General features: G+C 64.6%; 15 protein-coding genes. 10 read left to right on the top strand and 5 right to left on the bottom strand.

The window, feature by feature from the left end:
- Nucleotides 1–104: 104 nt before the first annotated feature.
- Entirely contained in the window at nt 105–1,604 is a 1,500-nt protein-coding gene (locus AU465_RS35750; RefSeq protein WP_192258229.1) for a mannitol dehydrogenase family protein, read from the bottom strand.
- A gap of 185 nt (nt 1,605–1,789) precedes the next feature.
- On the opposite strand from AU465_RS35750, the gene uxaC reads away from it, so the two are divergent.
- The 8 genes from uxaC to AU465_RS35710 all read left to right on the top strand — a co-directional run bounded on the left by uxaC (nt 1,790) and on the right by AU465_RS35710 (nt 8,910).
- Nucleotides 1,790–3,193 (top strand): glucuronate isomerase, encoded by a 1,404-nt coding sequence (gene uxaC / locus AU465_RS35745; RefSeq protein ID WP_192258184.1) that lies wholly within the window; start codon nt 1,790–1,792, stop codon nt 3,191–3,193.
- 32 nt (nt 3,194–3,225) lie between these two features.
- Complete coding sequence (locus AU465_RS35740; RefSeq protein ID WP_192258182.1) at nt 3,226–4,203, top strand: TRAP transporter substrate-binding protein; 978 nt, start codon at nt 3,226–3,228, stop codon at nt 4,201–4,203.
- A gap of 69 nt (nt 4,204–4,272) precedes the next feature.
- The gene (locus tag AU465_RS35735) at nt 4,273–4,836 is read left to right on the top strand and encodes a TRAP transporter small permease (RefSeq protein WP_192258180.1); all 564 of its coding nucleotides are present in this window, start codon (nt 4,273–4,275) and stop codon (nt 4,834–4,836) included.
- Nucleotides 4,837–6,117 (top strand): TRAP transporter large permease, encoded by a 1,281-nt coding sequence (locus AU465_RS35730; RefSeq protein WP_192258178.1) that lies wholly within the window; start codon nt 4,837–4,839, stop codon nt 6,115–6,117. It begins immediately after the preceding gene.
- A gap of 26 nt (nt 6,118–6,143) precedes the next feature.
- A complete protein-coding gene (locus AU465_RS35725; protein ID WP_192258176.1) occupies nt 6,144–6,917 on the top strand; it encodes a FadR/GntR family transcriptional regulator in 774 nt (257 codons plus the stop codon).
- 16 nt (nt 6,918–6,933) lie between these two features.
- The gene (kduI, locus tag AU465_RS35720) at nt 6,934–7,785 is read left to right on the top strand and encodes a 5-dehydro-4-deoxy-D-glucuronate isomerase (protein WP_192258227.1); all 852 of its coding nucleotides are present in this window, start codon (nt 6,934–6,936) and stop codon (nt 7,783–7,785) included.
- Nucleotides 7,782–8,549 carry a 2-dehydro-3-deoxy-D-gluconate 5-dehydrogenase KduD gene (gene kduD, locus AU465_RS35715; RefSeq protein ID WP_192258174.1) on the top strand — a complete coding sequence of 256 codons (768 nt, stop codon included), beginning with the start codon at nt 7,782–7,784 and terminating at the stop codon, nt 8,547–8,549. The genes kduI and kduD overlap by 4 nt, the downstream gene beginning before the upstream one ends.
- Nucleotides 8,550–8,577: 28 nt before the next feature.
- Nucleotides 8,578–8,910 carry a cupin domain-containing protein gene (locus tag AU465_RS35710; RefSeq protein WP_192258172.1) on the top strand — a complete coding sequence of 111 codons (333 nt, stop codon included), beginning with the start codon at nt 8,578–8,580 and terminating at the stop codon, nt 8,908–8,910.
- Between the two features lie 216 nt (nt 8,911–9,126).
- Here AU465_RS35710 and AU465_RS35705 read toward each other — a convergent pair whose 3' ends face one another.
- Nucleotides 9,127–9,750 (bottom strand): LysE family translocator, encoded by a 624-nt coding sequence (locus tag AU465_RS35705; protein ID WP_192258170.1) that lies wholly within the window; start codon nt 9,748–9,750, stop codon nt 9,127–9,129.
- A gap of 201 nt (nt 9,751–9,951) precedes the next feature.
- Between AU465_RS35705 and recQ the strand changes: the two genes are divergently transcribed.
- Entirely contained in the window at nt 9,952–11,781 is a 1,830-nt protein-coding gene (recQ, locus tag AU465_RS35700; RefSeq protein WP_192258168.1) for a DNA helicase RecQ, read from the top strand.
- A gap of 138 nt (nt 11,782–11,919) precedes the next feature.
- Here the strand turns inward: recQ and AU465_RS35695 are convergent, their stop codons facing one another.
- From AU465_RS35695 to AU465_RS35685, 3 genes are all read right to left on the bottom strand, one after another.
- The gene (locus AU465_RS35695) at nt 11,920–12,372 is read right to left on the bottom strand and encodes a cupin domain-containing protein (protein ID WP_192258166.1); all 453 of its coding nucleotides are present in this window, start codon (nt 12,370–12,372) and stop codon (nt 11,920–11,922) included.
- On the bottom strand, nt 12,369–12,998 hold the full coding sequence (locus AU465_RS35690) for a TetR/AcrR family transcriptional regulator (protein ID WP_192258164.1): 630 nt from the start codon (nt 12,996–12,998) through the stop codon (nt 12,369–12,371). The genes AU465_RS35695 and AU465_RS35690 overlap by 4 nt, the downstream gene beginning before the upstream one ends.
- Before the next feature lie 263 nt (nt 12,999–13,261).
- Nucleotides 13,262–14,863 carry a caspase family protein gene (locus AU465_RS35685; RefSeq protein ID WP_192258162.1) on the bottom strand — a complete coding sequence of 534 codons (1,602 nt, stop codon included), beginning with the start codon at nt 14,861–14,863 and terminating at the stop codon, nt 13,262–13,264.
- Between the two features lie 347 nt (nt 14,864–15,210).
- Between AU465_RS35685 and AU465_RS35680 the strand changes: the two genes are divergently transcribed.
- The gene (locus AU465_RS35680; RefSeq protein ID WP_192258160.1) at nt 15,211–15,933 is read left to right on the top strand and encodes a sulfotransferase family protein; all 723 of its coding nucleotides are present in this window, start codon (nt 15,211–15,213) and stop codon (nt 15,931–15,933) included.
- Nucleotides 15,934–16,070 lie beyond the last annotated feature (137 nt).

The raw sequence follows: 16,070 nt of genomic DNA, 5'->3' as shown, positions 1-16,070 counted from the left end.
ATTGAAAAGGCGGGGCTTGCCCCGCTTTTTTGTTTGCCCGGTTTGATGGACAGTCCGCGCCGCGCCAGGTCGTGAACGGGTCCGCAGGCAAATAGGCGCGAGCGTTATCGGCTGTCTATGCCGAGCGCGGCGAATGCCAGCACCGGACCCTCCCGCCGCAAGTGGACGAGATGCACGGCCACGAGTTCGATCAACGTCTGGCGTTCGGCGTGGTCCTTGGCGAAGCCGGCTAGCTCAAACACCTCCACAACCGTTTCGTTCGCCGGCAGTTGCTGGCCCAAAAGCGTGGTCAACGCGGCATCGAGCGGATCGGTGAAATGGCCCTCCGGCAAGGCCTTTCCCCGTGCCGCGCAGGCAGCGATCCAGGCGGCCACCACCAGTGTCAGATGGACCAGCTCCGTGCCGGCCTCCAGGCACTCCAGGGCCGACGCGATGATGCGCTGCGGCAGCTTCTGGCTGCCGTCATTGGCGATCTGCGCGGTGCGGTGGGCAAGCGCCGTGTTCGAAAAGCGCTCGGCGAGCTCGCCCGTGTAGGCGGTCGTGTCGAGTCCGGCGTTCTCCGGCAGCGTCGGGATGGCTTCGGCCCACAACGCGTCGACGAATTGCCGGATCGCCGGATCGGCAAACGCGCGATCGACGGTCGCATGGCCGCTGAGCAGGCCGAGATAGGCTATGCCCGAATGGGCGCCGTTGAGCAGCCTCAGCTTCATATCTTCGAAGGGACCGACATCCTCGACCATGGTGACGCCGAATTTCTCCCAGGCCGGCCGTCCGGCCGGGAAGCGATCCTCGATCACCCATTGGCGGAACGGCTCGGTCATGACCGGCCAGGCATCCTCGAGGCCGAGTTCGCCCGCGACGCGCGCGCGGTCGGCATCGGTGGTCGCCGGCACGATGCGGTCGACCATGCTCGACGGGAAGGCTACTTCCTCGGCTATGTGATGCCCAAGATCGGCATCGCCCTCTCGGGCGAGCCGTGAGTCGCGCAGCTTCGCGAATTCGACCAGCAGCCGGTGCAGCGTCGCGCCGTTGGCCGGGAGATTGTCGCAGCAAAGCACGGTGAAGGGCGGCGTGTCGGCTGCGCGGCGGCGCGCAAGCGCCTCGGCGAGAAAACCATGCGCCGTCCTCGGCGATCCCGGGTTCGCCAGATCGTGCACGATGTCGGGATGGGCCTCGTCCAGCGCGCCATCGGCGGCTCGAAGATATGCCTTTTCGGTGATGGTCAGCGTGACGATGCGGATGCGCGGATCGGTCAGTGCGGCGAGCACCGCGTCGGGGTCTTCCGGCGCCACCAGCAGCGACAGGATCGAGCCGACGACCTCAAGCTGCTCGCCGGCGCTGTCTCTTACCGCCAGCGTGTAGAGCCCGTCCTGCGGCGCCAGCGCATCGCGCGTGTCGGGGCTGCGCAGCGAGACGCCGACGATGCCCCAATCCCTCCCGCCATCCGCCAGGCAGGCGTCGACATAGGCCGCCTGGTGAGCGCGGTGAAAGGCGCCGACGCCGAGATGGACGATGCCGGGCGTCACGGCGTTGCGATCGTAGCGCGGTATGACAATGGCGCCCGGCAGTTTCGCGATCGTGGCGTTCGAAAGACGGCTGTTCATTGGCATTTGAAGTCTCCGATCGGGGCATCCAACCCGGGCAGGAACGGACGGCTGCGGCGTAGCACCCGTCGCTGCCCCGTACAATGGCCGGAATCTATGCAAAGTCATCATACAACCAGATGATTTTTGTATGTTGACATTATCTCCGGCCGATCTACCAATAAGCCAACCTGGGAGGAAGCCAAGTGGCAACACTGACCGATCCGGACCTGCTGTTCGCGCCGGAAACGCGAACGCTGGCTCGCTCGCTCCATGCGGGGGTGAAAGACCTGCCGATCGTCAGTCCGCACGGTCACACGGATCCGCGCTGGTATGCGCTCAACGAGCCGTTTCCCGATCCGGCGCAATTGCTGATCGTGCCGGACCATTACATTTTCCGCATGCTGTTCAGCCAGGGCGTGCGGCTGGAGGAACTCGGCGTGCCGACGCTCGATCGCGCCCCGGTCGAGACCGACGGCAGGACGATCTGGCGCCGCTTCGCCGAGCATTATCATCTCTTCCGCGGCACGCCGACCCGGCTCTGGCTCGACCATGTGTTCGAGCATCTGTTCGGCATCGACGAGCCGCTCGATGCAAGCTCCGCCGACCGCCATTACGACACGATCGCGGCGCTGCTCAGCCAAGACGACTATCGGCCGCGGGCATTGTTCGAGCGGTTCAACATCGAGGTGATCGCGACGACCGAAGGCGCGCTCGACGACCTCAAATGGCACCGGATGATCCGCGACAGCGGCTGGAAGGGTCGCGTCGTCACCGCCTACCGGCCGGACGCGGTGGTCGATCCCGACTTCGAAGGATTCCTGGCCAATCTCGACCGGTTGGGCGAAATCACTGGATGCGACACCGGAAGCTGGGCCGGCTATCTCGAGGCGCACCGCCAGCGCCGCGCCTATTTCAAGGAATTCGGCGCAACCTCGTCGGACCACGGCCATCCGACCGCCGAGACCGCCAACCTCTCCGACGCGGCGGCCGAGGAGTTGTTCAACCGCATCCGCCGCGGCTCGGAAGACGAGCGCGAGCGAAAACTGTTCCGCGCACAGATGCTGACCGAAATGGCAAAGATGAGCCGTGACGATCGCCTGGTGCTGCAGATCCATCCGGGATCATGGCGCAATCATTCGCCGGCTATCTTCCAGAAATTCGGCCGCGACAAGGGCTTCGATATCCCGACCAGGACCGACTATGTGGCGGCGCTGAAGCCGCTGCTCGACTGCGTCGGACTGGAGCGCGACCTCACAGTCATCCTGTTCACGCTGGACGAAACGAGCTACGCACGCGAGCTGGCGCCGCTCGCCGGCGTCTATCCGGCGCTCAGGCTCGGGCCGGCCTGGTGGTTCCACGACAGCCCGGAAGGCATGTGCCGCTTCCGCGAGATGACCACCGAGACGGCCGGCTTCTACAACACCGTCGGCTTCAACGACGATACGCGCGCCTTTCCCTCGATTCCGGCGCGCCACGATGTCGCCCGCCGCGTCGACTGTGCCTTCCTGGCACGGCTCGTCGCCGAACATCGGTTGCGCGAGGAGGAAGCGCACGAGCTGGCGCGGGAGCTTGCCCACACGCTTGCCAAGAAGGCGTACCGGCTCTGAGCCGGTCGCGAGGGTTTCAAAGGGAGGAAGTCATGTTGCATTTTTCGAAATTGACGGCAGCCACATTGGCCTTCGGCTCGCTGCTCATCGGTATTGCCAACGCCGAGACCGTGCTGCGCTCGGCCGACACCCATCCGGACGGCTACCCGACCGTCGAGGCGGTCAAATATATGGGCGAGCTGATCAAGCAGCGGACCGACGGCCGCTATTCGATCGAGGTCTATCATTCGGCACAGCTCGGCGAGGAGAAGGACACGATCGAGCAGACGCAGACCGGCGTCATAGACCTGAACCGCGTCTCGATGGGGCCGTTCAACGGCATCGTGCCGGAGACGCAGGTGCCGTCGCTGCCCTATATGTTCCGCTCCGTCGAGCAGATGCGGCACGTCATGGACGGCCCGATCGGCGACGAGATCCTCAAGGCCTTCGAGGCGCATGACCTCGTCGGCCTCGCCTTCTACGATTCCGGCGCGCGCTCCTTCTACAACACCAGGAAGGACATCACCTCGATCGCCGATCTCAAGGGCATGAAGTTCCGCGTCATCCAGTCGGGCGTGTTCGTCGACATGGTCAACGCGCTCGGCGCGAACGCCACGCCGATGGCCTATGGCGAAGTCTATTCGGCGCTGGAGACCGGCGTCATCGACGGCGCCGAGAACAACTGGCCGAGCTTCGAATCCGCCAAGCACTATGAGGTCGCCAAGCACTACACGATCGACCAGCACCAGATCGTGCCGGAGGTGCTGGTGATGGCGAAGGCGAGCTGGGACAAGCTCTCGCCGGAGGATCAGGCGATCGTCCGCCAGGCCGCCGAGGACAGCGTCGTCAAGATGCGAGAGCTCTGGGACGCGCAGGAGAAGAAGTCGCGCGACATCGTCGAGAAGGCCGGCGTCAAGGTCAGCGAGATCGACAAGCAGCCGCTGATCGACGCCATGAAGCCGGTCTACGACAAATACCTGTCGACGCCCGAGCTCAAAGACCTCGCGGCGCGCATCCAGGCAACCAAGTAAGGCGATTTGCGGGGCGGGCCGTGCGTCCGTCCCGCATTTCTTGGCCGGCTGAAGATCGGGAGGGATCGGATGGCGACAACAACAAAGGCAGGCGAAGCGACCCCACGCTTCAGCATCGTGCTGTCGCGGATCTGCGACGGAGCGCTTTATCTCGCGGGCTTCGGGCTGGTCGCCATGACCGCTTTGGTCGCCTACCAGGTGTTCTTCCGCTTCGTGCTCAACAGCTCGCCGAGCTGGACCGAGACCAGCGCCATCATGCTGATGAACTGGTTCATCTTCCTCGGCGCCGCGGTCGGCGTGCGCGAGAACTACCATATGGGCTTCGACGTGCTGGTCTATATCCTGCCGAAAGGCAGCAAAGGGGTGTTGCGCACGCTCTCCGACCTGATCGCTTTAGCCTTCGGCATCGGCATGGTCTGGTACGGCTGCAAGCTGGTCGGGCTCACCTGGCACACCATCATCCCCGCGCTCGAATTGCCGGGCGGCTTCGACTATCTGCCGCTGGTCACCGGCGGTGTGCTGATCTGCTTGTTTTCAGTTGAACGGATTGCGCTGCGCTGGTCGGGCGTCGATGTCGACAAGGACCTCAATCTCGAGGATGTCCCCGAGATGCCGGCGGTGCAGGAGGCCTAGATGGAGCTCTGGATACTGTTCGGCGTCTTCACGCTTTTGATGCTCGCCGGCACGCCGATCGCCTTCTGCCTGGGTGCCGCGTCCTTCGCCGCGGTGCTCTATCTCGGCCTGCCGCCGCTGGTCGTGTTTCAGCAATTGAAGTCCGGCATGAGCGTGTTCTCGCTGATGGCGATCCCGTTCTTCATCTATGCCGGCGACCTGATGGTGCGCGGCGGCATCGCGCAGCGCATCGTTTCCTTTGCCGGCTCGCTGGTCGGCCATGTGCGCGGCGGGCTGGGCCAGGTCAACATCATCGCCGGCACGCTGTTCGGCGGCATCTCCGGCTCGGCCGTGGCGGAAGCGGCCGCCGTCGGCGGACTGATGATCCCGCAGATGAAGGCGCGCGGCTACGGCGCCGACTACGCCGTCAACGTCACCTCGATGGCGGCGCTGATCGCGCTGCTCCTGCCGCCGTCGCAGAACATGATCATCTATTCCATCGCCGGCGGCGGCAAGATCTCGATCGCCGACCTGTTCACCGCCGGCATCCTGCCGGGGCTTTTGTTCGCCGCCTCTCTGATGGTCACCGCCTATCTCGTCGCCCGCAAGCGCGGCTATCCGGTCGAGACCTTCCCGGGTTTTGCCCGCGTCGGGCAGCTGGCGCTGATCGCCATCCCCGGCCTGCTCCTGGTCGGCATCATCTTCGGCGGCGTTCGCTCCGGCATCTTCACGGCGACCGAAAGCTCGTGCATCGCCATCCTCTACGCCCTGGCTGTGACGGTCTTCGTCTACCGCTCGATGCGCTGGAACGACTTCGTCCACGCCACGCTGGGCGCGGTGCGCACGACCTCGATGGTGCTGCTGATCATCGGCATGGCGGCGTCGTTCAGCTGGCTGATGGCCTATCTCAAGGTGCCGGTGCTCCTGATCGCCGGCATGAACGCCATCTCCACCGATCCGCTGGTGGTGCTGCTTCTGCTCAACGTGCTCATGCTGCTTCTCGGCACCTTCATGGACATGGGTCCGATGATCATCATCTGCACGCCGATCTTCCTGCCGCTGGTCCAGCACTACGGCGTCGATCCGGTGCATTTCGGCGTCATCACCATCCTCAATCTCGGCATCGGGCTCAACACGCCGCCGGTCGGCACGGTGCAGTTCGTCGCCTGCGCCGTCGGCAAGATCACGGTCTGGGAAGCCATGCGCTCGATCTGGCCGTTCTACGGCGCGGGTATCGTGGTTCTGGGACTGGTTACGTATATTCCCGCGATCTCGCTGTGGCTGCCAAGTGTATTCAAATAGGGGCGTGTTCAAATAGGGAGTGCGGCGTGGCCGATACCACAACGGATCTCAGGGTCGAACGGAAGCCGAAGCTGTCGGAAACGGTGGTCGCGGCGATCCGCAAGCAGCTTCTGGCGGGCGAGATCCCGCCCGGGCACAAGCTGCCGACCGAGGGCCAGCTGACGGAAACTTTCGGCGTCAGCCGCACAGTCATCCGCGAGGCGCTGGCCAAGCTCGCCGCAGACGGCCTTGTCGAGGCGCGCCAGGGCGCCGGCGTCTTCGTGACCGAGCACATCTCCACCACGCTCGGCGTTTTAGCCGCGGACATGGGAGCCAAGGATTCCATCGCGCTCAACGTGCTCGAAGTGCGGCTGGCGATAGAGATCGAATCGGCAGGCCTTGCCGCCATCCGCCGCAACGCGGCGCAGGAGGCGGCGATCCAGGAGGCCTTCTTCGAGTTTGAGCGGCTTTTGCTCGACAGCCAGCCGACCGGTCCGGCCGACCTCGCCTTCCACCGGGCGATCGCCAGCGCCACCAACAATCCGTTCTATGTCGAGATGCTCGACGTGCTCGGCCGCCGCGCCATTCCCTGCGATGTGACCTCGCCCTGGTCGACGGAACTGGTCCAGTCGGACGAGTACCAGCGCGGCCTGCAGCGCGAGCATCTGGTGATCCTCAACGCGATCTCGGCCGGCGATGCCAATGCCGCGCGCGAGGCGATGCGGGCGCATCTCACCGCCAGCCAGCAGCGCTACCGCGAGCGCCTGCAGGCACGGCAGGCCTATTACGCGAAGTCGGTGGCGGCGGCATCGACCGGATGATCATTCGAGCAAGATGATGGATCAAAAGCACACCGAATTCTCCTCGCGCTTCGCCATCGACCCGACAGCGGCCGCGGCGATGGGAACCGACGAGCTGCGCCACAATTTCCACGTCGCGGGGCTGTTCCAGCCCGGTCTCGTCAGCCTCACCTACACGCATTACGACCGCATGATCGTCGGCGGCGCCATGCCGGCCGATAAGGTCCTGCCGCTGGAAGCGATCAAGCCGACGGGCACCCAGGCATTCCTCGACCGCCGCGAGCTGATCGCCGTCAACATCGGCGGCGCCGGCACCGTGACGGCCGACGGGCTGCCCCATGAGATGGCGGCGCGCGACATGGTCTATCTCGGCATGGGCACGCAGCAAGTCTCGTTCGCTTCAGCTGATCCGGATGAACCGGCCAAGTTCTATCTGCTCAGCGCGCCGGCGCATCAGGCCTATCCCAGCCAATTGATCCGCATCGGCGACGCCAGGAGGCTCGACCTCGGCAGCCAGGCGACCAGCAACGAGCGCTCGATCTTCCGGTTCATCCATGCCGACGGCGTGAAAACCTGTCAGCTCGTCGTCGGCATGACCCAGCTCGCTCCGGGTTCGGTCTGGAACACCATGCCCTGCCATGTGCACGACCGGCGCATGGAGGCCTATCTCTATTTCGACCTGGCCGACGACGCGCGTGTCTTCCACCTCATGGGCGAGCCGGACGAGACGCGCCATATCGTCATGCGCAACGAAGAGGCGGTGCTGTCGCCGGGCTGGTCGATCCATTCGGGCGCCGGCACCTCGAACTATGCCTTCATCTGGGCCATGGCCGGCGACAATGTCGACTATACCGACGTCGACCAGGTGGCGATGGATCAGCTCAGGTGAGCGATCTCTCCGCCTTCAGTCTTGCGGGCAAGCGCATCCTCGTCACCGGCGCCAACACCGGCATCGGCCAGGGCATCGCAGTGTCGGTGGCACGCGCCGGCGGCGCCGTCATCGGCGTCGGGCGCTCGGCAATGGATGACACGGCGGAGAAAGTCGCGGCAGAAGGGGAAGGTTTCGAGGCGGTGGCCGCCGATCTCGGCGATCCCGCCAAGGCCGCCGCCATGCTCGACCGGGTCTGGGACGAGAGCGGGCCGCTCGACGGCCTGGTCAACAATGCCGGCATCATCCGTCGTGCCAATGCCGTCGACCTGACCGAGGCCGATTGGGACGAGGTGATGGACATCAATTTGAAGACGGTCTTTCGGCTCTGCCAGAGCTTTGCCAGGCGCGTGCTGGCGGAGCCCGGGCGGCGCGGCAAGATCGTCAACATCGCCTCGGTTCTGAGCTTCCAGGGCGGCATCCGCGTCGCCTCTTACACCGCCTCGAAACATGGCGTGCTCGGCCTCACTCGGCTGCTCGCCTGCGAATGGGCGCCGAAAGGCATCAACGTCAACGGCATCGCGCCGGGCTATATCGAGACCAACAACACCGAGGCCTTGCGCGCCGACCCCGACCGCAGCGCCGCCATCCTCGGGCGCATTCCCGCGGCGCGCTGGGGCCAGCCCGGCGACATCGGCGATGCGGCCGTCTTCCTGCTCGCGCCTGCATCGGACTATATGCATGGCGCGGTGATGCCGGTGGACGGCGGCTGGCTGGCGCGGTGACATTTCAATTTCGAAACGGAAGCTCGCGATGACCGATTTCTTTTCCCACGCAGGCGAAAAGGCCTGGGAGCCGACGCCGGACGGCAACAGGCGGCGCGTGCTGGTGCACACGGCCGAGCTGATGATGGTCGAGTTCGCCTTCAACAAGGGCGGCGTCGGCGCGCTGCATTCGCATCCGCATGTCCAGGCAAGCTATGTCGCCGAGGGCCGCTTCGAAGTCACCATCGACGGCCGGTCGGAGATCCTGGCAGGGGGGAGCAGCTTCATCGTGCCGTCCAACCTGGTGCACGGCGTCAAGGCGCTGGAAGCGGGTCGGCTGGTCGACAGCTTTGCGCCTCATCGAGCCGACTTCCTCGCCTGAAGAGACAGCTTTTGACATATCGGAAAGGAAAACCCGCGCCGGGCGGCGCGGGTTTGTTGCCTGGGCGCCCGTGGCGCCGCCGCGGTACTCTGAACATCGCCGCAGGACGACAAAGGTGCCGCAACATAGTGAAGATAGGTTTAACGCGACAGGATGTGAGGTCGATGATCGGTCTCGCCGCCGGACTGTCGCCCTCGGATAGCGCGAAGCGCCGGCTCAGCGCTGTTCAAGTGTCAGCCGCGCGCCGAGCGCGCAATAGATGCCGCCGACCACCTTGCCCTGCCATTTCAGCACGGCCGGGTTGCGGCGCAGGAAGGAGCCGAGACCTCCGGCCGAGACGGCGAAGACCACCGTGCTGAAGAGACCGAGAAGGACAAAGACGGCGCCGAGGATCGTCAGCTGAAGCACGACCGATCCGTTTTCCGGGCGCACGAACTGGGGCAGGAAAGCGAGGAAGAACAGCGCCGTCTTCGGGTTCAGCACCTCGGTCAATATGGCCTGCCGGAACGCCTTGCCCGCCGGCACGGCCAAGGCGCGGGCCCCGAGATCGACCGGCGCCTTCTCGAGGATGGCGCGGATGCCGAGGTAAACAAGATAGGCCGCGCCGATATATTTGATGATGGAAAACAGCATCGCCGAGGTGGCGATGATGGCCGTGCCGAAGATCGCCATGGCGGTGTGGACGACGTCGCCCGCCGCGACGCCGGCGCCGGTGGCGATGCCGACTTTGGTTCCCGAGTTGGTCGCCCGCGCTACGGTAAGCAGCGTGGCAGGCCCCGGAATAAAGACGAAGCCAAGCACGATCGCGACATAGGTCGTCAATGTGGCCAGGTCGATCATTGCCGGGTTCCTCCGCTGCAGGCGGGGACAAGAAGCCATCCTTTGCGCGGAGAGGCAATGCGCTGGCGATGCCGGGCAGGCAAAACGGCGGACAAGCGAGGGGTTGCGATGGCGTTGGAGCGATCTCCGCCTTAAGAACGTGACCTCAGCCGAATCCGGGAATCATTCTCTATGCATATTTCGATGGCGGGGCGGACATCGATGGCGGGCATTCCGGCGGAGGGACGCGATCCGAAGCGGCGCGTGCTGAAGGATGTGTTCGGCTTCGACGATTTTCGTCCCGGCCAGGCCGACGTGATGGAGGCGCTGCTCTCCGGACGCCACGTCCTGGCGGTCATGCCGACCGGCGCCGGCAAGTCGCTCTGCTATCAGGTTCCGGCGCTGGTCCTGGGCGGGCTCACCATCGTCGTCTCGCCGCTGGTGGCGCTGATGCAGGATCAGGTCGCGGCGCTGCGGCTCGCCGGCGTCGCCGCCGACACGATCAATTCCTCGCTCGACCGCGATGCCAACGTCGCGGCGTGGCGCCGGGTCGCGTCGGGCCAGACGCGTCTGCTCTATCTGGCGCCGGAGCGGCTGATGACCGAACGCATGCTCGACGCGCTCGCCAGGCTCGACATCAGTCTGATCGCCGTCGACGAGGCGCATTGCATCTCGCAATGGGGGCCGGCCTTCCGGCGCGAATATGAAGACCTTGCGCGACTGCGCGACATCTTTCCGAAAGTGCCGATCATCGCGCTGACGGCGACGGCGGACGAGACAACGCGCACTGACATTTCGGCACGGCTGTTTGCCGACCTTGTCGACACGCTGGTGCTGGGCTTCGACCGGCCGGATATCAAGCTCGCCATCGAGCCGAAACAGGACAGCAAGCGCCAGCTGCTGCGCTTCGTCGAGCGTCATCCGGGGCGCAGCGGCATCGTCTACTGCCTGTCGCGCCGGAAGACGGAGGAGATGGCGGCCTTCCTCGAGCAAAACGGCGTCACCGCGCTCGCCTATCATGCCGGCATGAGCAAGGACGCGCGTGAAGCGAATCAGAACGCCTTCATGACGCTCTCCGGCGTCGTCATGGTGGCGACCAACGCCTTCGGCATGGGCATCGACAAGCCCGACGTCGCCTATGTCTTCCACACCGACCTGCCGGCGAGCCTCGAGGCCTACTACCAGGAAATCGGCCGCGCCGGCCGCGACGGGCGGCCGGCGGAGGCACATATGCTCTACGGCCTCGGCGACATCCGCACGCGCCGCCTGTTCATCGACGACGAAGATGCCTCGCCCGAGCACAAGCGGCGCTCGCACGGCCGGCTGGACACCCTGATCGGCTATTGCGAGACGGCGCAGTGCCGGCGCCAGGTCCTGCTCGGCTATTTCGGCGAGGAGGCGCAGCCGTGCGGCAATTGCGACAACTGCCTCAACCAAGCGCCGCGCGCGGACGGCAGCGCCGAGGCGCGCATCATCCTTTCGGCCGTCGCGCAGACCGGCGAGCGCTTCGGCGCCTCCCATATCGTCGACGTCCTCCTCGGCCACGAGACCGAGAAAGTGATTGCCAGGGGTCATCAAAGGCTTGCCAGCTTCGGCACCGGCCCGGCGCACAACAGACCCGCCTGGCTGTCGCTGATCCGCCAGCTCGTGGCGGGTGGGTTCCTGATGCCGGACCCGGACGGCTATGGCGGCCTTGCCATCTCCGAAAGCGGCCGAGCGCTCGGCCGCGGCGAGATCGCGTTCGAGTATCGCGTCGAGACATGGCACCGTTCCCTGCGCAACAAGGCGCGTTCGGCCCAGGCCGCGGCGGGCACCGAAGATCTGGACGCCGCGCTGCTCGCCGCGCTCAAGGCGCTAAGGCTGCGCCTGGCGAAGGAACGCCAGGTGCCGGCCTATGTCGTCTTCTCCGACCGCACGCTGATCGACATGGCCGAACGCCGCCCGCGCGACCTCGATGCTTTCGCCGAAGTGAACGGCGTCGGTGAAGCCAAGCTCAGGGAGTTCGGCGCGATTTTTCTCGAAGCGATTGCCGCGCACGAATCCAGGACTTAGTCCCTCATCGATCCGCCACCGAGGATGTTCAGCTTCCGGGTGCTTGAGGTGCATCTTCGTTGCCGGTGGCGCGTCGTCTGCGCCACCGTCCATCAGGCGACCCACACAAGCTCGAAAGCCGTGACACCGGAAGGCGGTTCAGGCTGCCACGGGCAGCGCCTCGATACCATGACGCTGCATCGCCGCGCCGATCCGGGCAAAGTCGGGCTGCGCCTGCGGCTCAACCGTGCCGATGTCGCGGAAGAAGGCGATCATGGAAGGCTCGACGAGCACCAGCATTCGTACCGGGCGGCCGCTGTCGTTGGAGTAATTGTGCGGCGCCCTCGGGCCAATGCGCACTGAGGTGCCGGGCGCTGCGACTGTCACTTCGGGCGGGCCGCCCGCGACAAAGTGACGGACGGTCAGCGCGCCTTCCAGCACATAAAAAAGCTCGGGTGAGGCGTGGGTGTGCGGCGGAGTTCCGGAACCCGGCGGCACCTCGACCTCAATGAGTTCAAGGCTGGAATCCGCGATGCCGCCAAGTAGGCGGATGCGGTCGGCTACGACCCAGAGCGTCTGGGCGGCTTCGGGAGTGGTGACGTTGAAATTCATGGCTTGTCTCTTTGGTTTGTGACTTCCGCTGGTGAATGACCCGGGGTGACCGCGGACAGGATCACCTCGAGCGCCCAGGATGCTGTCTCGCCGGCCTGGGCGCCGGTGAGACCGCCATAGTCCTTCAAGATCTCCCATGCGGAGGCCGAGAAGAGCAGATGAGCCAGCGCCTCGACCTTTTCGGCTTCGGCGGGCTGAAGAGACGAAATGGCGGGACCCAGCGCGCGCCTGAAATTGACGCGGCGGCTTGCCACCGTGCCCATGCGCATCTCGCGGCCAGTCCGCGAATGGAGCGATGAACGGATCGCCGCGTCGTGCAGGTCGAACCGCGGAAAGGCCTGACGGGGCCCGTCGACGATGTCCTTGGGGGTCCTCGGGGTAGTTGAAGCTCCTATCCGGGCATTCAGCCAGGGCCAGAAAACAGCCAGGAGGTCGTCCTTCGTGGCGAAGTGACGGAACACGGTCCGCCGTTGCACTCCGGCCTTCTGGGCGATCGACTCCATGCTGATCTCGTCTGCAGCGGTGGCCGAATCCATCAGCTCAAACAGGGCGCAGAGAATCGCCTCATGCGTTTCACGCGCTTTCTCTTCGCGCATGGGGCTGTTGTAGGTGCGGACGTACGACACGCGGGTTGCTCCTAATTGGTGACACCATATGTGTCATTAAATCCAGCGACTGTCAATTGGTGTCACCATTGATGACATCGATCAAATTTGAGGGGCGCCGCTGATCCTCGAATCGAGCTTGATTGCCGACGTCCCTTCGTGACTGGATGAGCCCTATCACCCAAGAAACGGCCGGCTGGCGCGGTCGGCGGGATGTCTTGAGTCTGATGCCGCCGATAGCGATGGGACGCAGAGATCGATATCGCGCCTTGTCGGCGAGCACTTCAATAGTGCGCGTAGCCGCTCAACGGACATCGCTGGGACGCGGGAACCTCGAAAGTGCCGTCAATGCCGCTGCAAGTGCGGAATCCGGACTTTCGCCGCGCCTGTTTAGCCGCCTTTGGCACCGGTCTTGGATTGGCTGCCTCACGTTGCTGTTCGCGTCTCGGCTTCGCACGGACGACCGGTTGCGGCTTCTGCGACTTTTGCGACGTGGCGCTTTCCTGTTTCTTGGCTTCCGCTTCTGACGCTCGCTGGGCGCGGTAGCTCTTCAGGGCGTCGCCCGTGTCGAGTTTCAGGCGAGCATATTGCGTTGGGGTAAGAAAGGTGGTCGGGGGCAGCCGGTTTTCCTCCTGCCACCGGCCGATGGCTTGGCGCGTCTTGATGCCGAAGTCGCCGTCGGCTTCGTCCAGGTCGTAACCGATCGCCAGCAGCCTTTCCTGCAGATCGATCTTTTCCTGACGACCGAGCCCGATCGCGCTTTCCGTCAGTTCGGTCCCAGTGTCGGTTTCCGGATTGCCGGCCGCGGCCGGAGATTGCGCCCCTGTGGCCGATCGCGACGCGTCGCTCTCGGTATTGGCGACAACGGTCGGCGACCTTTTGAGTTGATCGATGTTGAGGCGGGCGAGATCGGCGAACGCTCCCTTCGGAAATTGCTGCAGATAGGCTTGGTAATGTGCAAGCGTGTTGCGCTTCGAGGCCTCGTCCCAGACGCGCTGCTCGATTTCCCATCCGCGCCCGTCCGAGGTTGGGGGCTCAACCGGAGTCTCCGTGGCGGACGGTTGCGGAGCCGGGGCGGCCGGTGGCGGCGTCTGCGGGCCGATAAAGACCTCGCGGCCGAGCGAGGCGTTGTGCCAGGGGCGTTGGCGCCCATTCGTCTCCGCCGTCACCTCGCCGCGAACGCGAGTCAGCGCGCTCTGGATCTCCACGCCGGGTTCGGCGAGATGCCTGGCCAGCGAGGTCGTGTAAGGACTGTTGGCGCCGTTGCCGTCGTAGGACACGGCTCCGGGATCGGTCGCAAAGGCGATCAGCACGCCGCCGGTGCCGACGTCCGACCCGCTGACATCGATGGGTGCCAAGCCGGGCGCGGTGGTCGAGCGGCTCTTCGGCAAGGAAGCCGCCAAGGTCCTAGCCAAAGGATTGTCGCGGCAGGCGTCCAGGATGACGATGCCGATAGCCGGGTCGGGCGGAAGGGCTGCAAGCAGCTCGTCGATCTGGATGGTGCGGGTCTTGAGATGCGCCGGGGCTGTAAGCTCGGCATCGACAGGGATCAGGTAATTCTTGCCGTTCACCTGCATGCCGTGGCCGGCGTAGTAGATCAGCGCCGTATCCGCTTCGTACGAGGCCTCGGTGAACTTGTTCAGCCGATCCCGCATTCCGGCATAGTCGAGATCGACGCCTTCGATGACGTTGAACCCCGCTTTGCGCAACACATCGGCCATCAGGCGCGCATCGCCGGCGGGATTGGGAAGGGCCGGCGCGTAGACATACTTGCTGTTGCCGATGACTAAGGCGACCCGGTTGTTGCCGGCGGCAAGGGCGCTTGCCTGCAGCAGACCGGCTGCAGCCAGCAAGAACAAACCAACAATGGCGATCCAGAACCTCATCGCGCGCACTCTCAATCAAGTTGCGGCTTTGCCTGCTCGTTCCAGTCGCATTTCATGCGGGGGATGCCCCTTCCATGAAATATATAACACATTAGCGCCATCGAATGCCTGTCCCGTCGCGCGCTTTGACCCCCGTTGCGGACCGGCGATCCCGACAAATTGCCTGTCGAACCGGCCCAGTGGGAAGCTCGCGGAAGGCAGTGAACTCGGCAGACGGGCCAGCGCCGCAGGCGTAGCTGCTGTCTCGGATGCCACATCGGGATCATCGCTGTCCCTGTGGAAACATTCCCTATTGCAATCCTCGAAAGAAGAGGGTTCGATTAAGTGTCCGGGGGAGGACAGAATAAGTGAACAGGGGTGTGGTCTGGCTTATCCCGAAGCCGAAAGTTTCTATATTTATCTGTGGTTGTGGCCATACCGGCTCGACCTTGCTTGCCCGGATATTGGCCGCCCATCCCGATGTCTTCAGCGTTCCGCGCGAGACAAGCGCTTTTGTCTCGGACAAAGGCGCCAGATGGACCAAGTTAAGCTTGCTTTTGCTGGAGGCGGCCATTTCGCGCCGGAGCGTCTGGGTCGAAAAAACCCCCGGCCATATCCATCATACCGGCCAGATACTCGAGACGATTCCGGGTGCCCGTTTCATCGTCGTCACGCGCGATGGCCGCGATGTCGTGACATCGCTCGGTCAGCGTTACGAGGGCGATTTCGACAGAGCTTTCCAAAGATGGGTTGCCGACAGCAAGGCCTCGATGCTCCGTGTCGAGAAAGGCGGGAGCATGCTGTGGCGCTACGAGGACTTTATCGAGTCGCCTGCGCTTTCCATCGAACGGCTATGCCGCTTCATGGGTGTGGCTTTCGATCCGGCTATCCTGGACTATCACCGGCATCCGGTCGTCTGGGGAAGGGAGAGAAGAGTTCGGACGGCCCATTCGGCCCGCCGAATGACGCAGGTCAACCAACCGATCACCGACTACCGGGGCGGCTGGAGATCGACGCTGCCCGCAGAAGTCGCCTCGCGTTTCGAGACGGGTGAGGCCCAGGAGCTCATGGCCTATTTCGGATATCGCTGAGAGCGACTGCCGCTCTCCTTCGCCGAGGCTTCGGAGGGCATTCCTGCTTCGCAAAGTGGACCTGTCCTGCGCAGCGCGCAGCGCCAATGAGCGACCCGAGACATAGGTGACGAAACGTACCGGACACATGGGTAACA

This window comes from Mesorhizobium silamurunense (assembly GCF_014843905.1).
GTDB classification, from domain to species: Bacteria; Pseudomonadota; Alphaproteobacteria; order Rhizobiales; family Rhizobiaceae; genus Mesorhizobium; species Mesorhizobium silamurunense.
The sequence above is the reverse complement of the archived record's forward strand: the minus strand, read 5'-3'. Positions and strand labels throughout refer to the sequence as shown.